14 protein-coding genes are annotated in these 17,224 nt (G+C 60.9%); 8 read left to right on the top strand and 6 right to left on the bottom strand.

Annotated features, from left to right (window positions below):
• The first annotated feature begins 107 nt into the window (after positions 1-107).
• From Q4B98_RS09325 to metG, 6 genes are read left to right on the top strand one after another with little or no spacing between them, the layout of a single operon-like run.
• Positions 108-1,697, top strand: a complete 1,590-nt coding sequence (locus tag Q4B98_RS09325) for an ABC transporter ATP-binding protein (protein ID WP_303196976.1) — start codon at positions 108-110, stop codon at positions 1,695-1,697.
• Complete coding sequence (locus Q4B98_RS09330; RefSeq protein WP_303196977.1) at positions 1,694-2,947, top strand: ABC transporter permease; 1,254 nt, start codon at positions 1,694-1,696, stop codon at positions 2,945-2,947. The genes Q4B98_RS09325 and Q4B98_RS09330 overlap by 4 nt, the downstream gene beginning before the upstream one ends.
• The gene (locus tag Q4B98_RS09335; RefSeq protein ID WP_303196979.1) at positions 2,944-4,287 is read left to right on the top strand and encodes an ABC transporter permease; all 1,344 of its coding nucleotides are present in this window, start codon (positions 2,944-2,946) and stop codon (positions 4,285-4,287) included. Before Q4B98_RS09330 ends, Q4B98_RS09335 begins: the two co-directional genes overlap by 4 nt.
• A gap of 1 nt (position 4,288) precedes the next feature.
• Complete coding sequence (locus Q4B98_RS09340) at positions 4,289-4,702, top strand: cytidine deaminase (RefSeq protein ID WP_303196980.1); 414 nt, start codon at positions 4,289-4,291, stop codon at positions 4,700-4,702.
• Entirely contained in the window at positions 4,699-5,595 is an 897-nt protein-coding gene (locus Q4B98_RS09345; RefSeq protein ID WP_303196981.1) for a ribonuclease H, read from the top strand. The genes Q4B98_RS09340 and Q4B98_RS09345 overlap by 4 nt, the downstream gene beginning before the upstream one ends.
• 59 nt (positions 5,596-5,654) lie before the next feature.
• Positions 5,655-7,430, top strand: coding sequence for a methionine--tRNA ligase (gene metG, locus Q4B98_RS09350; RefSeq protein WP_303196983.1), 1,776 nt, complete (start codon positions 5,655-5,657; stop codon positions 7,428-7,430).
• Positions 7,431-7,594: 164 nt separating this feature from the next.
• Here metG and Q4B98_RS09355 read toward each other — a convergent pair whose 3' ends face one another.
• The 4 genes from Q4B98_RS09355 to Q4B98_RS09370 form a co-directional block, all read right to left on the bottom strand.
• Positions 7,595-8,191, bottom strand: a complete 597-nt coding sequence (locus tag Q4B98_RS09355) for a 3'-5' exonuclease (protein WP_303197013.1) — start codon at positions 8,189-8,191, stop codon at positions 7,595-7,597.
• Between the two features lie 736 nt (positions 8,192-8,927).
• The gene (locus tag Q4B98_RS09360; RefSeq protein WP_303197015.1) at positions 8,928-9,500 is read right to left on the bottom strand and encodes a uridine kinase; all 573 of its coding nucleotides are present in this window, start codon (positions 9,498-9,500) and stop codon (positions 8,928-8,930) included.
• A gap of 138 nt (positions 9,501-9,638) precedes the next feature.
• The gene (locus Q4B98_RS09365) at positions 9,639-11,315 is read right to left on the bottom strand and encodes a phospho-sugar mutase (protein WP_303196985.1); all 1,677 of its coding nucleotides are present in this window, start codon (positions 11,313-11,315) and stop codon (positions 9,639-9,641) included.
• Positions 11,316-11,340: 25 nt separating this feature from the next.
• Positions 11,341-12,153 carry a purine-nucleoside phosphorylase gene (locus tag Q4B98_RS09370; RefSeq protein WP_303196986.1) on the bottom strand — a complete coding sequence of 271 codons (813 nt, stop codon included), beginning with the start codon at positions 12,151-12,153 and terminating at the stop codon, positions 11,341-11,343.
• A gap of 172 nt (positions 12,154-12,325) precedes the next feature.
• Here Q4B98_RS09370 and Q4B98_RS09375 point away from each other — a divergent pair, with 172 nt between their 5' ends.
• A complete protein-coding gene (locus Q4B98_RS09375) occupies positions 12,326-13,705 on the top strand; it encodes an NAD(P)H-quinone dehydrogenase (RefSeq protein ID WP_303196987.1) in 1,380 nt (459 codons plus the stop codon).
• Positions 13,706-13,831: 126 nt separating this feature from the next.
• Here the strand turns inward: Q4B98_RS09375 and Q4B98_RS09380 are convergent, their stop codons facing one another.
• Positions 13,832-14,554, bottom strand: a complete 723-nt coding sequence (locus Q4B98_RS09380) for a hypothetical protein (protein WP_303197017.1) — start codon at positions 14,552-14,554, stop codon at positions 13,832-13,834.
• Between the two features lie 55 nt (positions 14,555-14,609).
• Complete coding sequence (locus tag Q4B98_RS09385; RefSeq protein ID WP_303196989.1) at positions 14,610-16,379, bottom strand: biotin carboxylase N-terminal domain-containing protein; 1,770 nt, start codon at positions 16,377-16,379, stop codon at positions 14,610-14,612.
• A gap of 202 nt (positions 16,380-16,581) precedes the next feature.
• Here Q4B98_RS09385 and Q4B98_RS09390 point away from each other — a divergent pair, with 202 nt between their 5' ends.
• The gene (locus Q4B98_RS09390; protein ID WP_303196990.1) at positions 16,582-17,109 is read left to right on the top strand and encodes an NUDIX domain-containing protein; all 528 of its coding nucleotides are present in this window, start codon (positions 16,582-16,584) and stop codon (positions 17,107-17,109) included.
• Positions 17,110-17,224: the final 115 nt, after the last annotated feature.

Consider the following 17,224-nt stretch of genomic DNA (forward strand, 5'->3'; position numbering starts at 1 on the left):
TCCTGAGCTGGCAACTACGTGAGCCGATGACGCGCCGATCTCCTTGGGGAGGTCGGCGCGTCGTCGTCGGCTCACACTGAGGGATCAGACGTGGAAGGATCTGACCTGTGACCACCAACACCACCGCCGCCCCACCCGGTGACCGCGCCCCCGTTAAGGACGGACTGAGCTTGCGCGCAGTCACGAAGAGGTTCGGGACTCTGACGGCCAACGACCACATCGACCTTGATATCCGCCCCGGGCGTATCCATTGCCTGCTCGGCGAGAACGGTGCAGGCAAGTCGACCCTCATGAATATCCTGTATGGGCTGTTGCCCTCGGATGAGGGATCGGTCTACATCGATGGTGTCGAACAGCATTTCGACAATCCCAGGCAGGCTATGGCGGCTGGCATCGGGATGGTCCACCAGCACTTCATGCTTGTCAACGTGTTCACGGTGGCCGAGAACATCGTGCTGGGACGGGAGGAATCGACCGCCGGGGTGCTGTCGATGAAGCGAGCTCGCGCGAAGGTGCGTGAGCTGTCGGATCGCTATCACTTCGATGTCAACCCGGATTCCGTCATTGAGAACCTTCCGGTCGGCGTCCAGCAGCGCGTCGAGATCCTCAAATCCTTGGCCAATGACGCCAAATACCTCATCTTCGACGAGCCTACCGCCGTGCTCACCCCGCAGGAGATCGACGAACTCATGGCCGTCATGAAGACCTTGCGAGATGAAGGCCGAGCCATCGTCTTCATCACTCATAAATTGCGTGAGGTTCGCGCCATTGCCGACGACATCACCGTGGTGCGTCGCGGAAAGATTGTTGGTGAGGCTTCTGCCGATCAGTCTGAGGCTGAGCTGGCCGAGATGATGGTGGGACGAAACGTCAAGCTGGTGGTTGACAAGGGGGAGGCCAACCCGACCGGACCGCGTCTTGAGGTCGAAAACCTTACCGTGGCCGATGACGTCGGCTCGGTTGTCGTCGACAATGTGTCCTTCACTGTCGAGGGCGGTGAGATCCTTGGCGTCGCTGGTGTGCAGGGCAACGGCCAGACTGAGCTGGCGTCGGCACTGCTTGGTCTCATCAAGCCGACCTCAGGATCAATCCGCATTGACGGCAAGGACACCACGGGTGCAGCCCCGATCAAGACGATCGAGGCCGGTCTAGGATTCGTCCCCGAGGATCGGCAGCGTGATGGTTTCATCTCAGAGTTCTCCATCGCTGAGAACCTCATCCTCAACCAGGTCAGTGCCTTCTCCAAGCACGGTAACCTGCAACTCAAGCGCATTGCCGACAATGCCCGTGATCGGGTTGCTGAGTTCGATATTCGTACTCCCTCGGCTTCTCTGCCGGTGTCCTCTTTGTCAGGCGGTAACCAGCAGAAAGTCGTTCTGGCCCGTGAGCTTTCACGACCGTTGAGCGTGCTGGTGGCCTCCCAACCCACTCGCGGTGTCGACGTCGGCGCCATCGAGTTCCTGCACCAGCGAATCGTCGAGGAGCGGGACAACGGTACGGCAGTTCTTATCGTCTCAACTGAACTCGATGAGATCGAGGCTTTGTCAGACCGTATCGCGGTGATGTATCGCGGTCGGATCGTCGGAGTCGCCCCGGCGGGAACTCCTCGCGACGTTCTCGGCCTCATGATGGCCGGATTCAGTTATGACGAGGCGTGTGAGAGCGTCGCCAAGGGACACAAGGAGGTCTCGCAATGAGCACTGAATCCCCGAAGCCCACCCCGTCGGAGGAGACCACTGGGTCGACGGCGCCCGCTGCGGCCACGTCGCGTCACTCCTTCCCGTGGAATGACCTGTGGGTGACGATTGCTGCCTTCGTGCTGGCCTTCATTGTCTCGGCCATTGTCATGGTGGCTGCTGACCCGAAGATCAATAAGGAATGGAGCTACCTTTTCTCCCGTCCGGACGCCCTGACTGACTCCTGGGCCAAAGTTTCTTCAGCCTACGTCGCCCTGTTCGAGGGAGCCTTTGGATCCTGGCGGGCTTTCACCGCGACGACGGCCCAGTCCGCCCCTCTGATCTGTGGTGGTCTTGCCATCGGTTTGGGTTTCAAGGCCGGTCTGTTCAACATTGGTGGTCAAGGCCAGGCGATTGCGGGTGCAACGCTGGCTGCCTGGGTCGGATTCAACTTCCACTCCCTGCCCCTGCCCATCCATCTGCTGTTTGCTGTGATCGCTGGTTTCGTCGGGGGAGCCATCTGGGGTGGCATAGCTGGCGTCCTGAAAGCTCGCGCTGGCGCCAACGAGGTCATCGTGACCATCATGCTCAACTACGTTGCCAGTGGTCTGTTGGCATGGCTGCTGACAACGTCGGCTTTCCAGATGCCGGGCCGTACTGACCCAATTGCCCCGATCGTTGACTGGAACGCTACGTTCCCGCGATTGGCCGGGTCTCAATTGCACCTGGGATTCTTCCTGGCTGTGTTGCTGGCGGTAGGCACGTGGTGGCTACTGGATCGCACTCGTCTAGGACTTCAAATCCGTGCAGTCGGTGCTAACCCGAGCGCCTCGGCCACTGCCGGTATGAACACGAACTCGATCATCGCCTGGACCATGGTCATCTCGGGCGGTCTGGCGGGTATGGCCGGTGTCGAGGTGGCTCTGGGGCCGATCTCGGGTGCCACGCCAACCCAGCTGTCCATCGGCTTGGTCGGAACCATTGGATTCGATGCCATCACGGTGGCGTTGCTGGGCCGTTCCAAGCCGCTTGGCATCGTGCTGGCCGGTCTGTTCTGGGGGGCTATGAATCAGGGTGGTTTGAGAATGCAGGCCATGACGCAGACGTCCCTTGATCTCGTCCGAGTGATTCAGGCCGTCATCGTCATGTTCGTGGCCGCTCCCATGCTGGTCAAAACGATCCTGCCCTTCCTCAAGACCCGAAAAGAACGGAGACACAAGAAACGCGAAAAGGCTTCGGCTGACACCACCACGAAGGGAGCCCTGGCATGAGTCCGTCGGCGCGTTTTCCCCGTCCCACCACGTCCGACATTGACGTGCCTGCTGAAGTCAGCGAGGCTCTGGACAAGGAGCTGGAGTTCGAGCAGGTGGAGTCCCGCGAGGCCCGAACCCATCGTCTGTCGACGGGCGTACTTATCGCCATCATGGCGGTCATCCTGTTTTTCCTGCTGACCAAGACTTCTGGCAAGGCTCACTTTGCCTTCACTGACGCCTTGGCGGGTAAAGATTTGGGGACCCTGACGGTTTCCGGATTCCCGACAGTCCTCGTCAGCGCTATCGCATGTCTGTTGGCAGCCGGTGCATTCTTCGTGGGTCGCAGCCGTCACACCTTGACTCTCACTGCCGGGGTCGTGGCCGGTATCGCCATTGTCATCGGCTTCCTGAGCTGGGCAGCTGCCGGACGCGAACTGCCCTTCCAAGTGGCGGGCCAGTTGCAGGGCACCTTGTCAGTGGCCACCCCGCTAGTTCTTGGCGCTCTGTGCGGTGTGATGTGTGAGCGTGCCGGTGTCGTCAACGTCGCGATCGAGGGTCAGATGCTCACTGCAGCCTTTGCTGCGGCTCTGGTCGGATCAATGACCCAGACGGTGTTCGCGGCCATCGTCGCAGCAGCGATCGCCTCGGTGCTGACAGCCGCCCTGCTGGCCGTGTTCACCATCAAGTACTTTGTCGACGAGGTCGTCATGGGCGTGGTGGTCAACCTCTTCGCCTCGGGCTTGACGGGCTTCCTGTATACCCAGCTGCTCTCGCCCGAGGCCGAGAAGTACAACACCGCCCCGATCATGGCGGAGGTGCCGATTCCCGTGCTGTCAAAGATCCCGTTCTTCGGGCCGATCTTTTTCGATCAGACGATTCTGGTCTATATCGGTTTCCTCTGTATTCCGTTGGTGTGGTTCCTGCTGTGGCGGACCAAGTGGGGGCTGCGGGTGCGTTCCGTGGGCGAACATCCGGAGGCTGCTGACACCGTCGGTATTTCCGTTGCCGGGATTCGGTGGTCAGCCGTGCTGGTCGGCGGTATTTTCGCCGGTCTGGGTGGGGCCTACTTCACCATCGGTACCGTGGGGTCCTTCTCGAAGGACATCACAGTCGGTAACGGTTTTATCGCCCTGGCCGCCCTCATCATGGGCCGGTGGCGTCCAGGGCTGGCTGCTGTGATGGCCCTGTTCTTCAGCTTCGTGACCCAGCTGTCTACCGAGCTGTCGACGATCAGCGCCCCAATGCCCTCGCAGTTCCTGCTTATCCTGCCGTACATCGCAACCATCGTTGCGGTGGCGGGCCTGGTGGGAAAGGTGAGGTCGCCAGCAGCCGACGGAACCCCGTACATCAAGGAGTGACGTGGACGTCGACTGGTCAAGGTTGCGCTCTCGCGCCCGTGAGCTGACCAAGCGCGCCTATGTGCCGTACTCCCATTTTCCGGTGGGAGCGGCAGGGCTTGCCGAGGATGGCCGAGTGGTTGTCGGATGCAACGTCGAGAACGCCGGTTACGGGGTCACCCTGTGCGCCGAGTGCGGGTTGATTAGCGACCTCGTGGCCGGCGGAGGGGGACATCTCCTCGCCTTTTGCTGCGTTGACGCCACGGGTCAGACGATCATGCCGTGCGGGCGTTGTCGTCAATTATTGTGGGAACATGGCGGCCCGGGAATGCTTATCGACACCCCAGCCGGGGTGCAGACGATGGCCGAGGTGCTGCCGCAGGCCTTTGGTAGTGATGACCTTGATCGGGTAGCCAACCAGCAGGAGAAGTCATGATCGTCGCGGCAGCTGATGGGTCTTCCCTCGACAATCCAGGCCCAGCCGGTTGGGCCTGGTACATCGACGATGACACCTGGGCTGCGGGCGGTTGGCCGCGTGGCACGAATAACATGGGCGAACTCAAGGCTGTCCTCGACCTGTTGCGCGCCACCCGTGACGCTGACGAGCCGCTGACGATCCTGTGCGATTCCCAATACGCCATCAACTGCTGTACCAAGTGGATGTCAGGGTGGAAGCGCAAGGGGTGGCGCAAACGCGACGGCAAACCGGTCCTCAATCGAGATCTGCTGGAGTGCCTTGACGAGGAACTCGAGGGTCGTGACGTCAGCTTCGAATGGGTCAAGGGACACGCTGGCCACGCCATGAATGAGGCAGCCGATCAGCGCGCCCGTGCAGCCGCCACAGCATTCCGGGATGGTACTCCGGTCGATCACGGTCCAGGCTTCGGTGGAGTTGTCCGCGAGCTGGAGCAGGACGTTGCGAGTCCTGGACGCGGCGTCGCACAGGAAGGGCTGTTCGATCTGCCGGAACGCCCTGCTACCCCCGAGCAGGAACTCGTTGGGATTCTTACCGACAATGAACGTCGCCTCCTGGAGACCGACGTCGGCGCTCACCGTCGCGCCCTCAAAGAGCTTGCGGCCCGCGATTTCGTCGAGCATGACGCGGATGGGCGGCTGTGGACGAAGGGTCGTGCCCTAGCGCAAATGCCTGCCCCGAAGGTGCGGACGAGTATCGAGATTCTCGGAATGGTATGTCTCGGTCCGGCAGACGTCCTGCTGCGCTGGCGGGCTCGGGCTGGGTCTCAGGTGAGTTTGCGAGTATCGCTGTGGCACCGCGACTCTGAGCGTGGCTGGCAGGTGAGATTTCACCAGATCACCCCGGTGCGCTGACCTGTCCACCAGAGGCGGCACGACGACCACGATGACGTCATACCGGTACAGTTACTTTTATGTGTGCCAACATTCTTACTGCCGTTGCGTGGCCCTACGCCAATGGGCCTCGACATATCGGCCATGTATCCGGATTCGGTGTCCCCTCTGACGTCTTCGCCCGGTACATGCGAATGTCGGGCCACCGCGTACTCATGGTTTCCGGTTCGGACTGTCACGGCACTGCTATCTCTGTCAAAGCCGACCAGGAGGGTCTGACGGCCCAGGAGTGCGCCAAGAAGTACCACCGTATTATTGCGTCCGATCTGCAGGGTTTGGGCTTGTCCTATGACCTGTACACCTCGACGATGACGGATAACCACGCTCACGTCACCCAGGAGATTTTTACCCGGTTGTACGAGAATGGTTACGTGGTCAAGAAGGCTGAGATGGGGGCGTTCGAGCCGTCGACTGGCCGAACCCTTCCGGACCGCTACATCGAGGGCACCTGTCCGATCTGCGGATATGACGACGCCCGCGGCGATCAGTGTGACAATTGTGGTCGACAGCTCGACCCAGCTGATCTGCTCAACCCACGTTCCAAGACCACCGGTGCCACCCCGGAGTTCCGCGAGACCGAGCATTTCTTCCTCGATCTGCCTGCCCTCGCGGAATCCCTCACGACGTGGATCGATACTCGCACCGATTGGCGTCCCAACGTCCTCAAGTTTTCCCACAATCTTCTTGAAGAACTGCGCCCGCGTGCCATCACCCGTGACCTTGACTGGGGTATCAAGGTGCCGGTCGAGGGCTGGGAGAACGAACCCATGAAGCGTATCTACGTGTGGTTCGACGCCGTTATTGGTTATCTTTCCGCCTCTATCGAGTGGGCTCGGCGTATCGGCAAGCCGGATGCTTGGCGTGACTTCTGGAACGACGAGGACACCCGGTCCTACTACTTCATGGGCAAGGACAACATTGTCTTCCACTCTGTGATTTGGCCAGGAATGTTGCTGGGCACCAACGGACGCGGTGATAGGGGAGGCGAGCCTTCCGAGGAACTCGGTATCCTCGACCTGCCGACTGAGATCGTCTCCAGCGAATTCCTCACCATGAGTGGTTCGAAGGTGTCGAACTCTCGCGGTGCCACCATCTTCGTGGGGGATTTCTTGCGTGAGTTCGGACCAGACGCACTGCGTTACTTCATCGCAGTGGCCGGCCCGGAAAACCAGGACACCGACTTCACATGGGAGGAGTTCGTCCGTCGGGTGAACTTCGAGCTGGCCAACGAGTGGGGGAACCTGGTCAACCGGTCGATCTCGATGGCTTTCAAGAACTGCGGCGAGATTCCGGCTGCCGGAGAGCTGACCGACGCCGACCGCGAATTGCTGCAGGTCTCCGCTGCCGGATTCGACACTGTGGGAGACCTGCTCACCCATACAAAGTTCAAGGCGGCTATTAGTGAGGCAATGAGGATCGTCGGCCTAGCAAACGCCTACATTTCCGCTCAGGAGCCTTGGAAGCTCAAGGACGATCCGCAACGCCGCGACACCGTGCTGCACGTGGCCCTGCAGGTCGTCAGTGACGTCAACACCATGTTGACACCGTTCATGCCGCACTCGGCCCAGAAGATTTATGAGGCGCTGGGCGGCGAGGGTGTGTGGGCTGCTCAACCCGAACTCATCGAGACCGAGGAAAACACCATCCTCATGGGTGACTACGCCTCCGAAAAGGCCTCCTGGGGTCGTCGTGACATCGCGGTGGGAACCCCGTTGTCCAAGCCCAGCCCGATCTTCCGCAAGCTTGACCCGAAACTTGCGGAGACTGGACCAGAATGGGCCCCAGTTAACCCGTAGTGAGGTGCCGTCCGCCGGCTGCCAAGAAGTACCCGAAACCGACGATGGTGAAGCGTACTTGGTTTGGGGTTCTTCGCACTTGAGGGTGTAGACGGGGTTCGGTTTCCAGCGGTGATCTCGCGATGTCGTGCGCCGAGATTACGGAATCCTAGTTGTAGTTGGTCTTAGAGCTGGCGGGCCAGCCGCTGCAACTGGCAGACGATGAGGGCGCACGCCTCGGCGTCGGAATCTGCCCGGTGGTGATCCAGTTGGAAACTTGGCTCACAGGCCTCGAGGACCGTCGGGAGCTTGTAATTGGGCAGGCCGGGGATGAGGCGTTGAGCTGTCCGATAGGAGCAGAAGAACGGAGACGGCAAGGTGACCGTGCCGAAGTATTCGTCGAGCTGACGCCACACCCGGGAATCGAATGCAGCGTTGTGGGCGTAGACGGTGGCTCCGTTAACAAAGTGGGAGATGTCATCGGCGATGGACGGCCACATGGGAGAATTCCAGACATCGGTGGCAGAGATCCCATGGAGGTAGGTGAACTCGAAGGAGTCCCAGCCACGCGGCGGCCTGATGAGGGTGTTGAATCTATCGACGACCTGGCCGTCACGGACCTTCACCATGGCCAACTGGCAGGCTGAGACACCACCCATTCGATTGGCTGTCTCGAAGTCGACGGCCACGAATTGTGGATCAGCGATTTGTCGTGGAGTTGGTATGAGGGGTGGATGATGTCTCGACGTTTGCGCGTCCCAGGCTGACCTTCCAGAGGACATCCGGTGAGAATCGTCGGCACCGTGGTCGTGTCGGGTCGCTTTCTCCTGCTTGGCGACCTCGACGAGCCGTTTCCACTCTTCGTGGTGTACAGAAGCGTCTCGTCCCTCCGCTTTGGCCCACATCTCGTTAGCTCTGGCCAGACGTTTCTGCAGGTCAATGCGGTGGTCTTGACGAGTGGGACTTAGCCCAAGATCCAGCCACGCACTGATCGTGTGTACCTCGTCGGAATAGGCCTTCATCTTGTGCTGAATCTTCGCCACTTCGATGACGTAATGCTCCATGACATTGCTGGGACGAGCTTTTGCCGTCTCTACCATGGCGTCCATGCAACCGGTGGCGATGACGAGAGCTTGGTCATAGTCACCGTTGCGCTTGAGTACCGAAATTGTCGGCCCCCAGTCCCAGATAGCTCGACCTCGGTACTTCGGCATTACCACGTCGGGTGTCGCGGTGAACGCCTCCTGGTTATCAATGTCGGATGATTTTGGGTTAGCGCGATTCTTATCATCGTGGGTGTTGTTGATTTCCGCCAGTTTCTGTTCGAGCCACCTCGAGAAACCCATGTCTATTCTCCTCGCCTTCACGTTGCTGCGGTGAGCGTCAAACCGCTGGCTACACCTCGGATAAGAGTATTCCTGGGTTCAGACATCTACGGCGGGTAGTGTTCCGTCCTCGGTGTTCTTGTCTGGGCACACTCTGAACGGTCTGAGCCGGCCGAGCGAGGGATTGGACCGGTCACGGCGTGCCTGGAATACGGCGTCCGTGGAAAGTAACTGCGTTATGGTCGACATCGCTTATTGGGGCCGCAACGATGGCACTTGCCCGTCTCATGCTCATGGGTTGAAATCCCATCACGATGGCTCGTGATCGCAGCGCGGGTTCTGCCTGGCACAAGGCCAGACCGCGGCGAATGAGCACCGGCGGAGATTTGCGATGCTGGCGTAAGTCGCGGATGAGTCGGCGGGCGAAGTTGAACCAGCGGGGACGGTCCAACCAGATAGGCAGGACGTCCATGCCGACCCTCAGACATGGATCGAGTAGGTCGAGGGCGAAAATCCCCTCGGCAATGACGGCTGGCGCCTCTGCCACGTTGACGACATGAGTGCCCTCGGCCCGAGACTTCGAGATGTCGTAGCAGGGAACGACAGTGTGTCCTATGGTCGCGAGTTCCTTCAGAGCATCCACCGCCGCTGGCAGGTTCCAAGAGATGACGTCATCCCAGTCGACCATGCCATGTATTCGGGGGAGATCAGGCTCGTCACCGTTGCGGTAGAAGTCGTCAAGGCGCAGTTCAGGCAGTTCTGCCATATGTGTGAGACGAGATTTCCCTGACCCAGAGGGTCCTGCCAACAGGATGATCGTGCGCGCCATGGCTTGTCAGTCTATCGGCAGGGCCATCGTGGGTATGGCGGGATTGTGGAGTCTTTGCTCATCGTCACCGTGGCGTCACATTCCGAGGGCCTTGGCCATCTCCTCGCGCAGGGCGACCATCTGGGTGTCCAGCCTTGCTTTGACGCCGGGCAGGTTAGCTGCCGACTCCTCAGGTGTTGCGCGCACCTCGAGGTAGCACTTGAGCTTGGGCTCGGTGCCGGAAGGACGAGCGACGACATGGACGCGAGCCCCGGTCAGCTCAATCGCGTTCTGCTGCGGCAGGCCAGATCCGTTGCCGGGTTCGTTGAGATCGCAGACGTCGACGGGGCTGTCCAAGAGGGTGGACGGAGGCTGATTGCGCAGAGTGTCCATGGCGTCGGAAATGATCGACATATCGGTGACGCGCACAGCCAATTGGCTGGTGCGGTGCAGCCCATAGGTGGCCCAGATTTCATCGAGGCGTTCCGAGATCGTGGTGTGGGAGGCCTTGAGGTCACCTACAAGGCGCATGATCGTGGCGAGGGCAGTGATGCCGTCCTTGTCTGGCACGCGAGAGGGGTCGCAGCAGTAGCCGATGGCCTCCTCATAACCAAAGACCAGTCCAGGTACACGGCCAATCCACTTGAAACCGGTGAGGGTGGTGCGATGTTCGCGTCCAGCCGCCTTCGCCATGCGTCCTAGGCAGGTCGACGAGACGACCGAGTTCGCGTAAACCCCGTCTAAACCGCGGCGCAAGGCGTCGTCACCGAGCAGGGTCCCCAGCTCGTCTCCAGTGAGCATCCGCCAGTCACCGTCGATGACGGCGGCAACGGCGCAGCGGTCGGCGTCAGGGTCAGAGGCGATAACGACGTCAGCGCCATGTGTACGTGCCTGGGCGATGGCCAGGTCAATGGCTCCTGGCTCCTCGGGATTCGGGAAAGCCACGGTGGGGAAGTCTGGGTCCGGGTCGAGCTGCTCGGTGACCCCGATGAACGTCGGTAGCCCAGCCTTGTCGACCAGGCGACGCACGACGCGGGTTCCGACACCGTGCATGGCGGTATAGACCCAGGTGACGTCCTGGTTGGCAGCGGTGAGTTCGGCAGCGCGAGCGACGTAGGCGTCGATGAGGTCGTCGCCGATAAGCTCAATATCGTCACCACGGGGGATTGTGCCGACAGGATTGGACGAGACGACCTCTATCTCGTGGGCAATCTCGGTGTCGGTGGGAGGTACGATCTGGGAACCGTCACCCAGATACACCTTGTACCCGTTGTCGGCTGGCGGATTGTGAGAGGCCGTCACCATAACGCCGGCAACCGCGCCGTAGTGCTTGATGGCGAAGGCCGTCACCGGGGTCGGGATGGGGGAGTCGGCCAGCAACGCATGGAACCCGGCACCCGCCATGATCTCGGCGGTGTCGTGGGCGAAGACATCGGAGTTGTGCCGAGCGTCGAAGCCAATAACCACCGATCCTTCCTTTTCGCCATGGGCGCGCAACCACGCTGCGAAACCGGCAGCCGCACGCTGGACGACGACCCGGTTCATGCGAGAGGGTCCGGGACCCAGGGCCGCGCGAAGTCCAGCAGTGCCGAAGGTCAGCGGGCCGGAAAAGGCCGACTGAACGGCGTCGACAGCCTGCCCGTCACCCGATTGAGCGCGATCGAGCAGCTCGGATAGTTCGGTACGGGTGACGTCGTCGGGATCTTGGTTAAGCCAGGACTGAACCTCGGCGATGAGTTCGGAGCTGAGTTCCTTGGGATGGGTGGTGGTCATGGTTCCTCGATCGGGTGGAGGTGGATTAGATGGCAGCGGTGATGTCAGCTAACAGATTTGCCAGGCGAGGAGCGGCCTCCTTGCCGGCAGCGATGACCTCGGCGTGGTTGAGTGGGGCGTCGGTGACACCAGCAGCATGGTTGGTGACCAGGGACAGGCCCAGCAGGTCGAGTCCGGCCTCACGGGCGGCGATGGCCTCTAGCGCAGTCGACATACCGACGAGATCGGCATCGATGGTGCGCGCCATGCGAACCTCGGCGGGAGTCTCGTACTGGGGTCCACGGAACTGGGCGTAGACGCCGGTCGGGGTGCCCGGTGCGACCTTTTCGACAACATCGAGCAAGGCCGGAGTCCACGTCGTCGACATATCAATGAAGGTGGCACCACGTAGTGGAGTGGTACCGGTGAGATTGATGTGGTCGCGAATGGCAACGACGGTTCCCGGACCCCAGGATGGGTTGAGGCCGCCGCAACCATTCGTGAGGATGAGCGTGTTGGCTCCCAGAGCCGCGACGGTGCGTACTCCGTGGACAACAGGTTCGACTCCGCGCCCTTCATAGAAATGGGTGCGTCCGGTCAAAACGACGGCGGTTTTGTCGGTGGGAAGGCTGACAGCAACCAGATCACCACCGTGACCGGCAACCACAGGTGCAGAAAACCCAGGTAGTTCAGCGAGTGGAATCCGTCCAATCGTCTCGCCGAGGCGATGAACTCCGCCAGACCAGCCAGAGCCGAGCACGAGACCCATGTCGACGCGGGTAAGTGAGAGGTGGGAACGGATGGCATTGGCAGCATCGCGGGCGATGGCCTGGGGATCGGTGAAATCCGGTGTCGTCATGGGGTTAACCCTAGAGGTTTTCGCCGCTTCCGGTGCGCGAACACCAGGTCTGATAGCCGTCTGTTTCGGTGTCGTGAGGGAAGGTGTCAAGACGTGTGCCGTGCCAATGCCAATCCTGAGGTAATTCTCTCGATATCAACAGATGACGCGTCGTGGCTGAAAGAATGCGGCCATGACTTCCATGGTAATCATTGGAGCTGGGCCCGGCGGCTACGAGGCCGCCAACGTCGCGGCGGCTGGTGGCGTTGACGTCACCGTCGTAGAAGAAACCGGGATAGGAGGGGCTGCGGTACTCACTGACTGTGTTCCTTCAAAAACCCTCATTGCCGCTGCCGAGGTCATGTCGACTCTGCGGCAAGCACCCGAGCTTGGTCTTCGCCAGATTGACACGTTTGAGGTCGATCTTGACGCCGTGAATTCCCGGGTACGTCGGTTGGCTCAGGCCCAGTCCGATGACATCCGCCGTGGTCTGGAGCGCAAGGGAGTACGGCTTGTCAACGGACGGGCGCGTTTGACTTCCGGTGCCCCTGGTCACCTGCACCGGGTTGTGGTCAATGGCGACGAGACCATCGACGCTGACATCGTCCTGCTGGCCACCGGTACGACACCGCGTGAGCTACCTCAGGCGCGCTGCGACGGGGATCGCATTCTCACCTGGAAACAGATGTACGCGATGACGGAAATCCCTGAGCACCTCATCGTGGTGGGTTCGGGTGTCACGGGCGCGGAGTTTGCGTCAGCTTATGACTCCTTGGGATGTCAGGTCACTCTGGTGTCCTCGCGCGACCAGGTACTCCCGGGGGAGGACCCGGACGCCGCTCGTGTGCTACAGCAGGTTTTCGAGTCTCGCGGTATGGAGATCCTGTCTCGTTCCCGCGCGGTGTCTGCGGCGTGTGATGGTGACGGTGTTGTCGTTGGCCTGGAGGACGGTCGGACCGTGCGCGGATCCCACGTACTGATGGCTGTTGGCTCGACGCCCAACAGCTCGGACCTGGGTCTAGAAGAGGTCGGTGTCGCAGTCGGGCCGCGTGGCCACATCATCGTTGACAAAGTGTCGCGCACCACTGTGCCGGGGATTTATGCCGCTGGGGACTGCACTGGGGTGTTTGCCTTGGCGTCCGTGGCAGCTATGCAAGGACGTATTGCGGTGTGGCACGCACTGGGCGAGGCCCTTCAGCCTCTCGACCTGTCCCTGGTGTGTTCGAATGTCTTCACCTCCCCCGAGATCGCCACGGTTGGTGTGACTCAGATGGACGTCGATTCCGGAAAAGTTCAGGCCCGATCTACCCGACTCGACCTATCGACTAACCCAAGGGCCAAGATGCAGGGAATTCACGACGGCTTCGTCAAGCTGTTTTGCCGTCCCGCCACCGGCAATATCATTGGCGGCGTCATTGTCTCCCCACGGGCCAGTGAACTCATCCATCCGATTTCGGTCGCGGTCACCGAGCGGATTCCCGTCGACGCCTTCCAGCATGACTTCACCGTCTACCCGTCGCTGTCAGGGTCAGTGTCGGAGGCTGCTCGACGGTTGCAGGTCTTCGTGGAATGAGCCTGGAGTAGTACGAAATCCACCGTGGGAAAAGCACCTTAAGGAAAAGGCATGCCCCATCGAAACACACCGTGTAGGAAAAACACCGTGTCGAATCGGCTGGGTGTTGGATCGTGTGAGTATGGATCAGAAGTCGTTAAAGAGAGCTGAGAACAGGCCCAGACCAACCAGGCCGAGACCACCGGCGGCAAGTCCGCTGATGACTGGGTCGGACTCGTAACGGCGGTAGTATCCCTGCACCCACGGGGCGTAGTCGGGGCCAGCTTGCCAATAGGGCAGCTGGGTGCCATTGACATCGACGGTGCGGATCCACGGGGAGCGTCCTTGCTGAATGCGCTGGGCATCGGCAGCGCAGGCCGGAACCTTGCGCGCAACTCCGCCGTCAGGGGAATACATGACGTCAGTGGTTGACGGCCCATGAGCCGGGTCAAAGAAGCACGGCGGGCGTACCTCGGGGATCGGTTCACCATTGGCACGGGCTTGCACGCACGCGATGGCGTGGCGGCCCTCCTCGAGGGTCTCTGTGACAAGCGGAATGGAGCGGGTGCCCTTGTCTTGAGCCATGAGTGTCTTGGCACGGTCGTAGCAGTCCAAGGCCATATTCCAGTCCTTGCGCCCTTCAGCGGAGACATCCTTGCCGATCATCTCCATGTCGAGATCGCGGAGGGCCTCACCGAAGGTGGTGACGTCTTCTTCGGTCTCCCGGCGCATTTGCGAGACCTTGGCTTCGATGGCTTTGGCGCGCTGGGCTTCCATCTCACGGGACTGACGCTGGGCGCGCATGAGAGATACGGTCGTCGCCACAAGCCCCACTAAGAAGAGGAAGATGAGCAGAAGGTCACCGAACATAATCACCACAATGCCGTTCTGAGGCGCTACTCACAAGAAAAACCATGCTGCGACCTCACTCATCCACGATTTCACAGATCACTTCGCCGGAGGCGACCGTTGAGCCGACCGTGGCGTTGAGGTTGCGAACGATACCAGAGCGATGGGCGGCGAGAGGCTGTTCCATCTTCATGGCTTCCATGACGACGATCTGGTCTCCCTCGTTGACCTGCTCGCCTTCGACGACGTTGACCTTGACGATGGTTCCCTGCATTGGAGATGCCACCGAATTACCAGCTGGTGTGGTGCGTCGTCCAGCTCGATTACGGCGGGTCGGACGGCGGGACTTCGTACTTGGGGCCTGACGGGCACCGTGCAGGGAGGCCGGAATGCGCACCTCGACTCGCTTACCGTTAACTTCGACAACGACCTCGTGAGGTGGCTCTGTGTCGGCTGACTCGCCGAGGGAACCGGTGTAGGGCTCAATCTTGTTGTCGAATTCGGTCTCGATCCAGTCGGTGAAGACGCCGAAGTGGCCGTCAGAGCCGATGAAGGCAGGATCCCTGACGACAGCGCGGTGGAAGGGAATGACGGTCGGCATACCGTCGATGACGATCTCGTCCAAGGCACGGGCGGCGCGGGCCAGCGCATGTTCACGGGAGTCTCCGGTGACGATGAGCTTGCCGATGAGGGAATCGAAGGCTCCCGGAACTGTCATTCCGGCATGGTAGCCCTCGTCCATACGGACGCCGGGGCCATACGGCGGCTTCCATGAAGTCAGGGTGCCCGGAGCAGGCATGAATCCCATGCCGGGGTCCTCGGCGTTGATCCGGAATTCGAAAGAGTGGCCGCGTAGTTGCGGGTCCTTGGGCTCCAGGTGGCCGCCCTGGGCCACGTGGAACATCATCTGCACCAGATCAACCCCGGCGACCTCCTCGGAGACCGGATGCTCCACCTGTAGACGCGTGTTGACTTCCAGGAAGCTGATAGTGCCGTCTAGCCCGACGAGGAACTCGCAGGTCCCCGCTCCGACATATCCAGCTTCTTTGAGGATGGCTCGGGAGGACTCATACAGACGGGTCATCTGCTCGTCGCTGAGGAAGGGAGCTGGGGCCTCTTCAACGAGTTTTTGATGACGGCGCTGCAGGGAACAGTCGCGAGTCGAGATGATCTGTACGGTGCCGTACCGGTCGGCAATGCACTGGGTCTCGACGTGACGCGGCTTATCGAGGTAGCGCTCTACGAAACATTCACCGCGTCCAAATGCTGTGACGGCCTCGCGCACAGCCGACTCGTAGAGGTAGGTGACTTCGTCCATCGAGCGGGCGACCTTGAGTCCGCGACCGCCGCCGCCGAACGCCGCCTTGATAGCGATGGGCAGACCGTGCTCCTTGGCGAACTCGACAACCTCTTCGGGGCCGTTGACCGGATCGGCAGTGCCGGGAACAAGGGGGGCGCCGACTTTCTGAGCAATGTGACGGGCCTGCACTTTGTCACCGAGCACCCTGATGGCTTCCGGCGGCGGGCCAATCCAGATGAACCCAGCGTCGATGACGGCTTGGGCGAAGTCGGCGTTCTCGGAGAGAAACCCGTAACCGGGATGAACCGCGTCCACTTCTGCTCGCCGGGCAATGTCGAGGATCTTGTCGACGTCAAGGTAGGTCTGTGCGGGGGTGACGCCATTGAGAGCGAAGGCCTCGTCGGCAAGTTTGACGAATAATCCCTCGGAATCAGAGTCCGCGTAGACGGCTACGCTCGTGATACCGGCGTCCTTGGCGGCACGGATGACGCGCACCGCAATCTCGCCACGGTTCGCGACGAGTACCCGCTTGATAGTTCTATCCACGGTTCCTCCGATCGGCTCTTGGGGGCGTGATGCCCTTAGGGGGGAGTCTAAGGGGTTGGGGAACGTCGCATGGCCGGTGTCCGCTTCTTTCTCCCGCCGGGATGTCGAGTTAGGTATATCGAAAACGTTTTCTGGGGCGAGGTGTGCCGGCGTTGGTGGTCGGGTGATTGGGGGCGTCGACGGGACCACTAGCCTGGCTGTCATGGCGACGCCGCAATTTATCTTGGATTTGAGACGCTATATCGGTCATGCACCGCTGTGGCTGGCTGGCAGCAGTGCCGTCGTGGTGCGTAACGGTACTCGAGGACCGCAGGTGCTGTTGGTGCAGCGCGCGGACAACGGGGAATGGACCCCGGTCTGCGGGATTATCGAACCGGGAGAGAGACCTGATGAGGCGATCATCAGGGAAATCCGCGAGGAAACGGGGGTAGTGGCAGAGGTCGTCAAATTGGTTCGGGTCAACGTTGCTGCTCCCATCACCTATCCCAATGGGGATCGCTGCCAGTTCCTCGACCACGACTTTCTATGTCGGTGGGTGAGTGGCGAGCCTCGGGTGGGGGACGACGAGTCCAGCCGTACCGGGTTTTTCGATCTTGCCGACCTGCCCACCATGGCACCGCGTCATCGTCGCCGTATTGAGACGGCTCTTCATCCGCCTCAGGCTGTTGTCATCAGCTCGGACGACGTAGGGAGCGGCGGATCTGTCGACGTCAACAACGGGGACGTGTGACGGCTCGGGGCCACGTGGTGTCCAGGTGACCTCGGTTTTACGCCTTGGACAAGGCGGATTGGCGTGATCGCCGCACACACCCTTGGCCAGGACCTTGCCGTTGGCGTCGGTGAGG

Origin of the sequence: Cutibacterium sp. (assembly GCF_030525615.1) — a bacterium.
Classification (GTDB): Bacteria; Actinomycetota; Actinomycetes; order Propionibacteriales; family Propionibacteriaceae; genus Cutibacterium.

Excerpts from the sequence above, each read along its gene's own strand:
- Q4B98_RS09335 (WP_303196979.1), top strand. The coding sequence starts at position 2,944 with ATGAGTCCGTCGGCGCGTTTTCCCCGTCCCACCACGTCCGACATTGAC.
- Q4B98_RS09345 (WP_303196981.1), top strand. The coding sequence starts at position 4,699 with ATGATCGTCGCGGCAGCTGATGGGTCTTCCCTCGACAATCCAGGCCCA.
- Q4B98_RS09360 (WP_303197015.1), bottom strand. The coding sequence starts at position 9,500 with ATGGCAGAACTGCCTGAACTGCGCCTTGACGACTTCTACCGCAACGGT.
- Q4B98_RS09390 (WP_303196990.1), top strand. The coding sequence starts at position 16,582 with ATGGCGACGCCGCAATTTATCTTGGATTTGAGACGCTATATCGGTCAT.
- Q4B98_RS09355 (WP_303197013.1), bottom strand. The coding sequence starts at position 8,191 with ATGTCCTCTGGAAGGTCAGCCTGGGACGCGCAAACGTCGAGACATCAT.
- Q4B98_RS09380 (WP_303197017.1), bottom strand. The coding sequence starts at position 14,554 with ATGTTCGGTGACCTTCTGCTCATCTTCCTCTTCTTAGTGGGGCTTGTG.
- metG (WP_303196983.1), top strand. The coding sequence starts at position 5,655 with ATGTGTGCCAACATTCTTACTGCCGTTGCGTGGCCCTACGCCAATGGG.
- Q4B98_RS09375 (WP_303196987.1), top strand. The coding sequence starts at position 12,326 with ATGACTTCCATGGTAATCATTGGAGCTGGGCCCGGCGGCTACGAGGCC.
- Q4B98_RS09370 (WP_303196986.1), bottom strand. The coding sequence starts at position 12,153 with ATGACGACACCGGATTTCACCGATCCCCAGGCCATCGCCCGCGATGCT.
- Q4B98_RS09365 (WP_303196985.1), bottom strand. The coding sequence starts at position 11,315 with ATGACCACCACCCATCCCAAGGAACTCAGCTCCGAACTCATCGCCGAG.
- Q4B98_RS09330 (WP_303196977.1), top strand. The coding sequence starts at position 1,694 with ATGAGCACTGAATCCCCGAAGCCCACCCCGTCGGAGGAGACCACTGGG.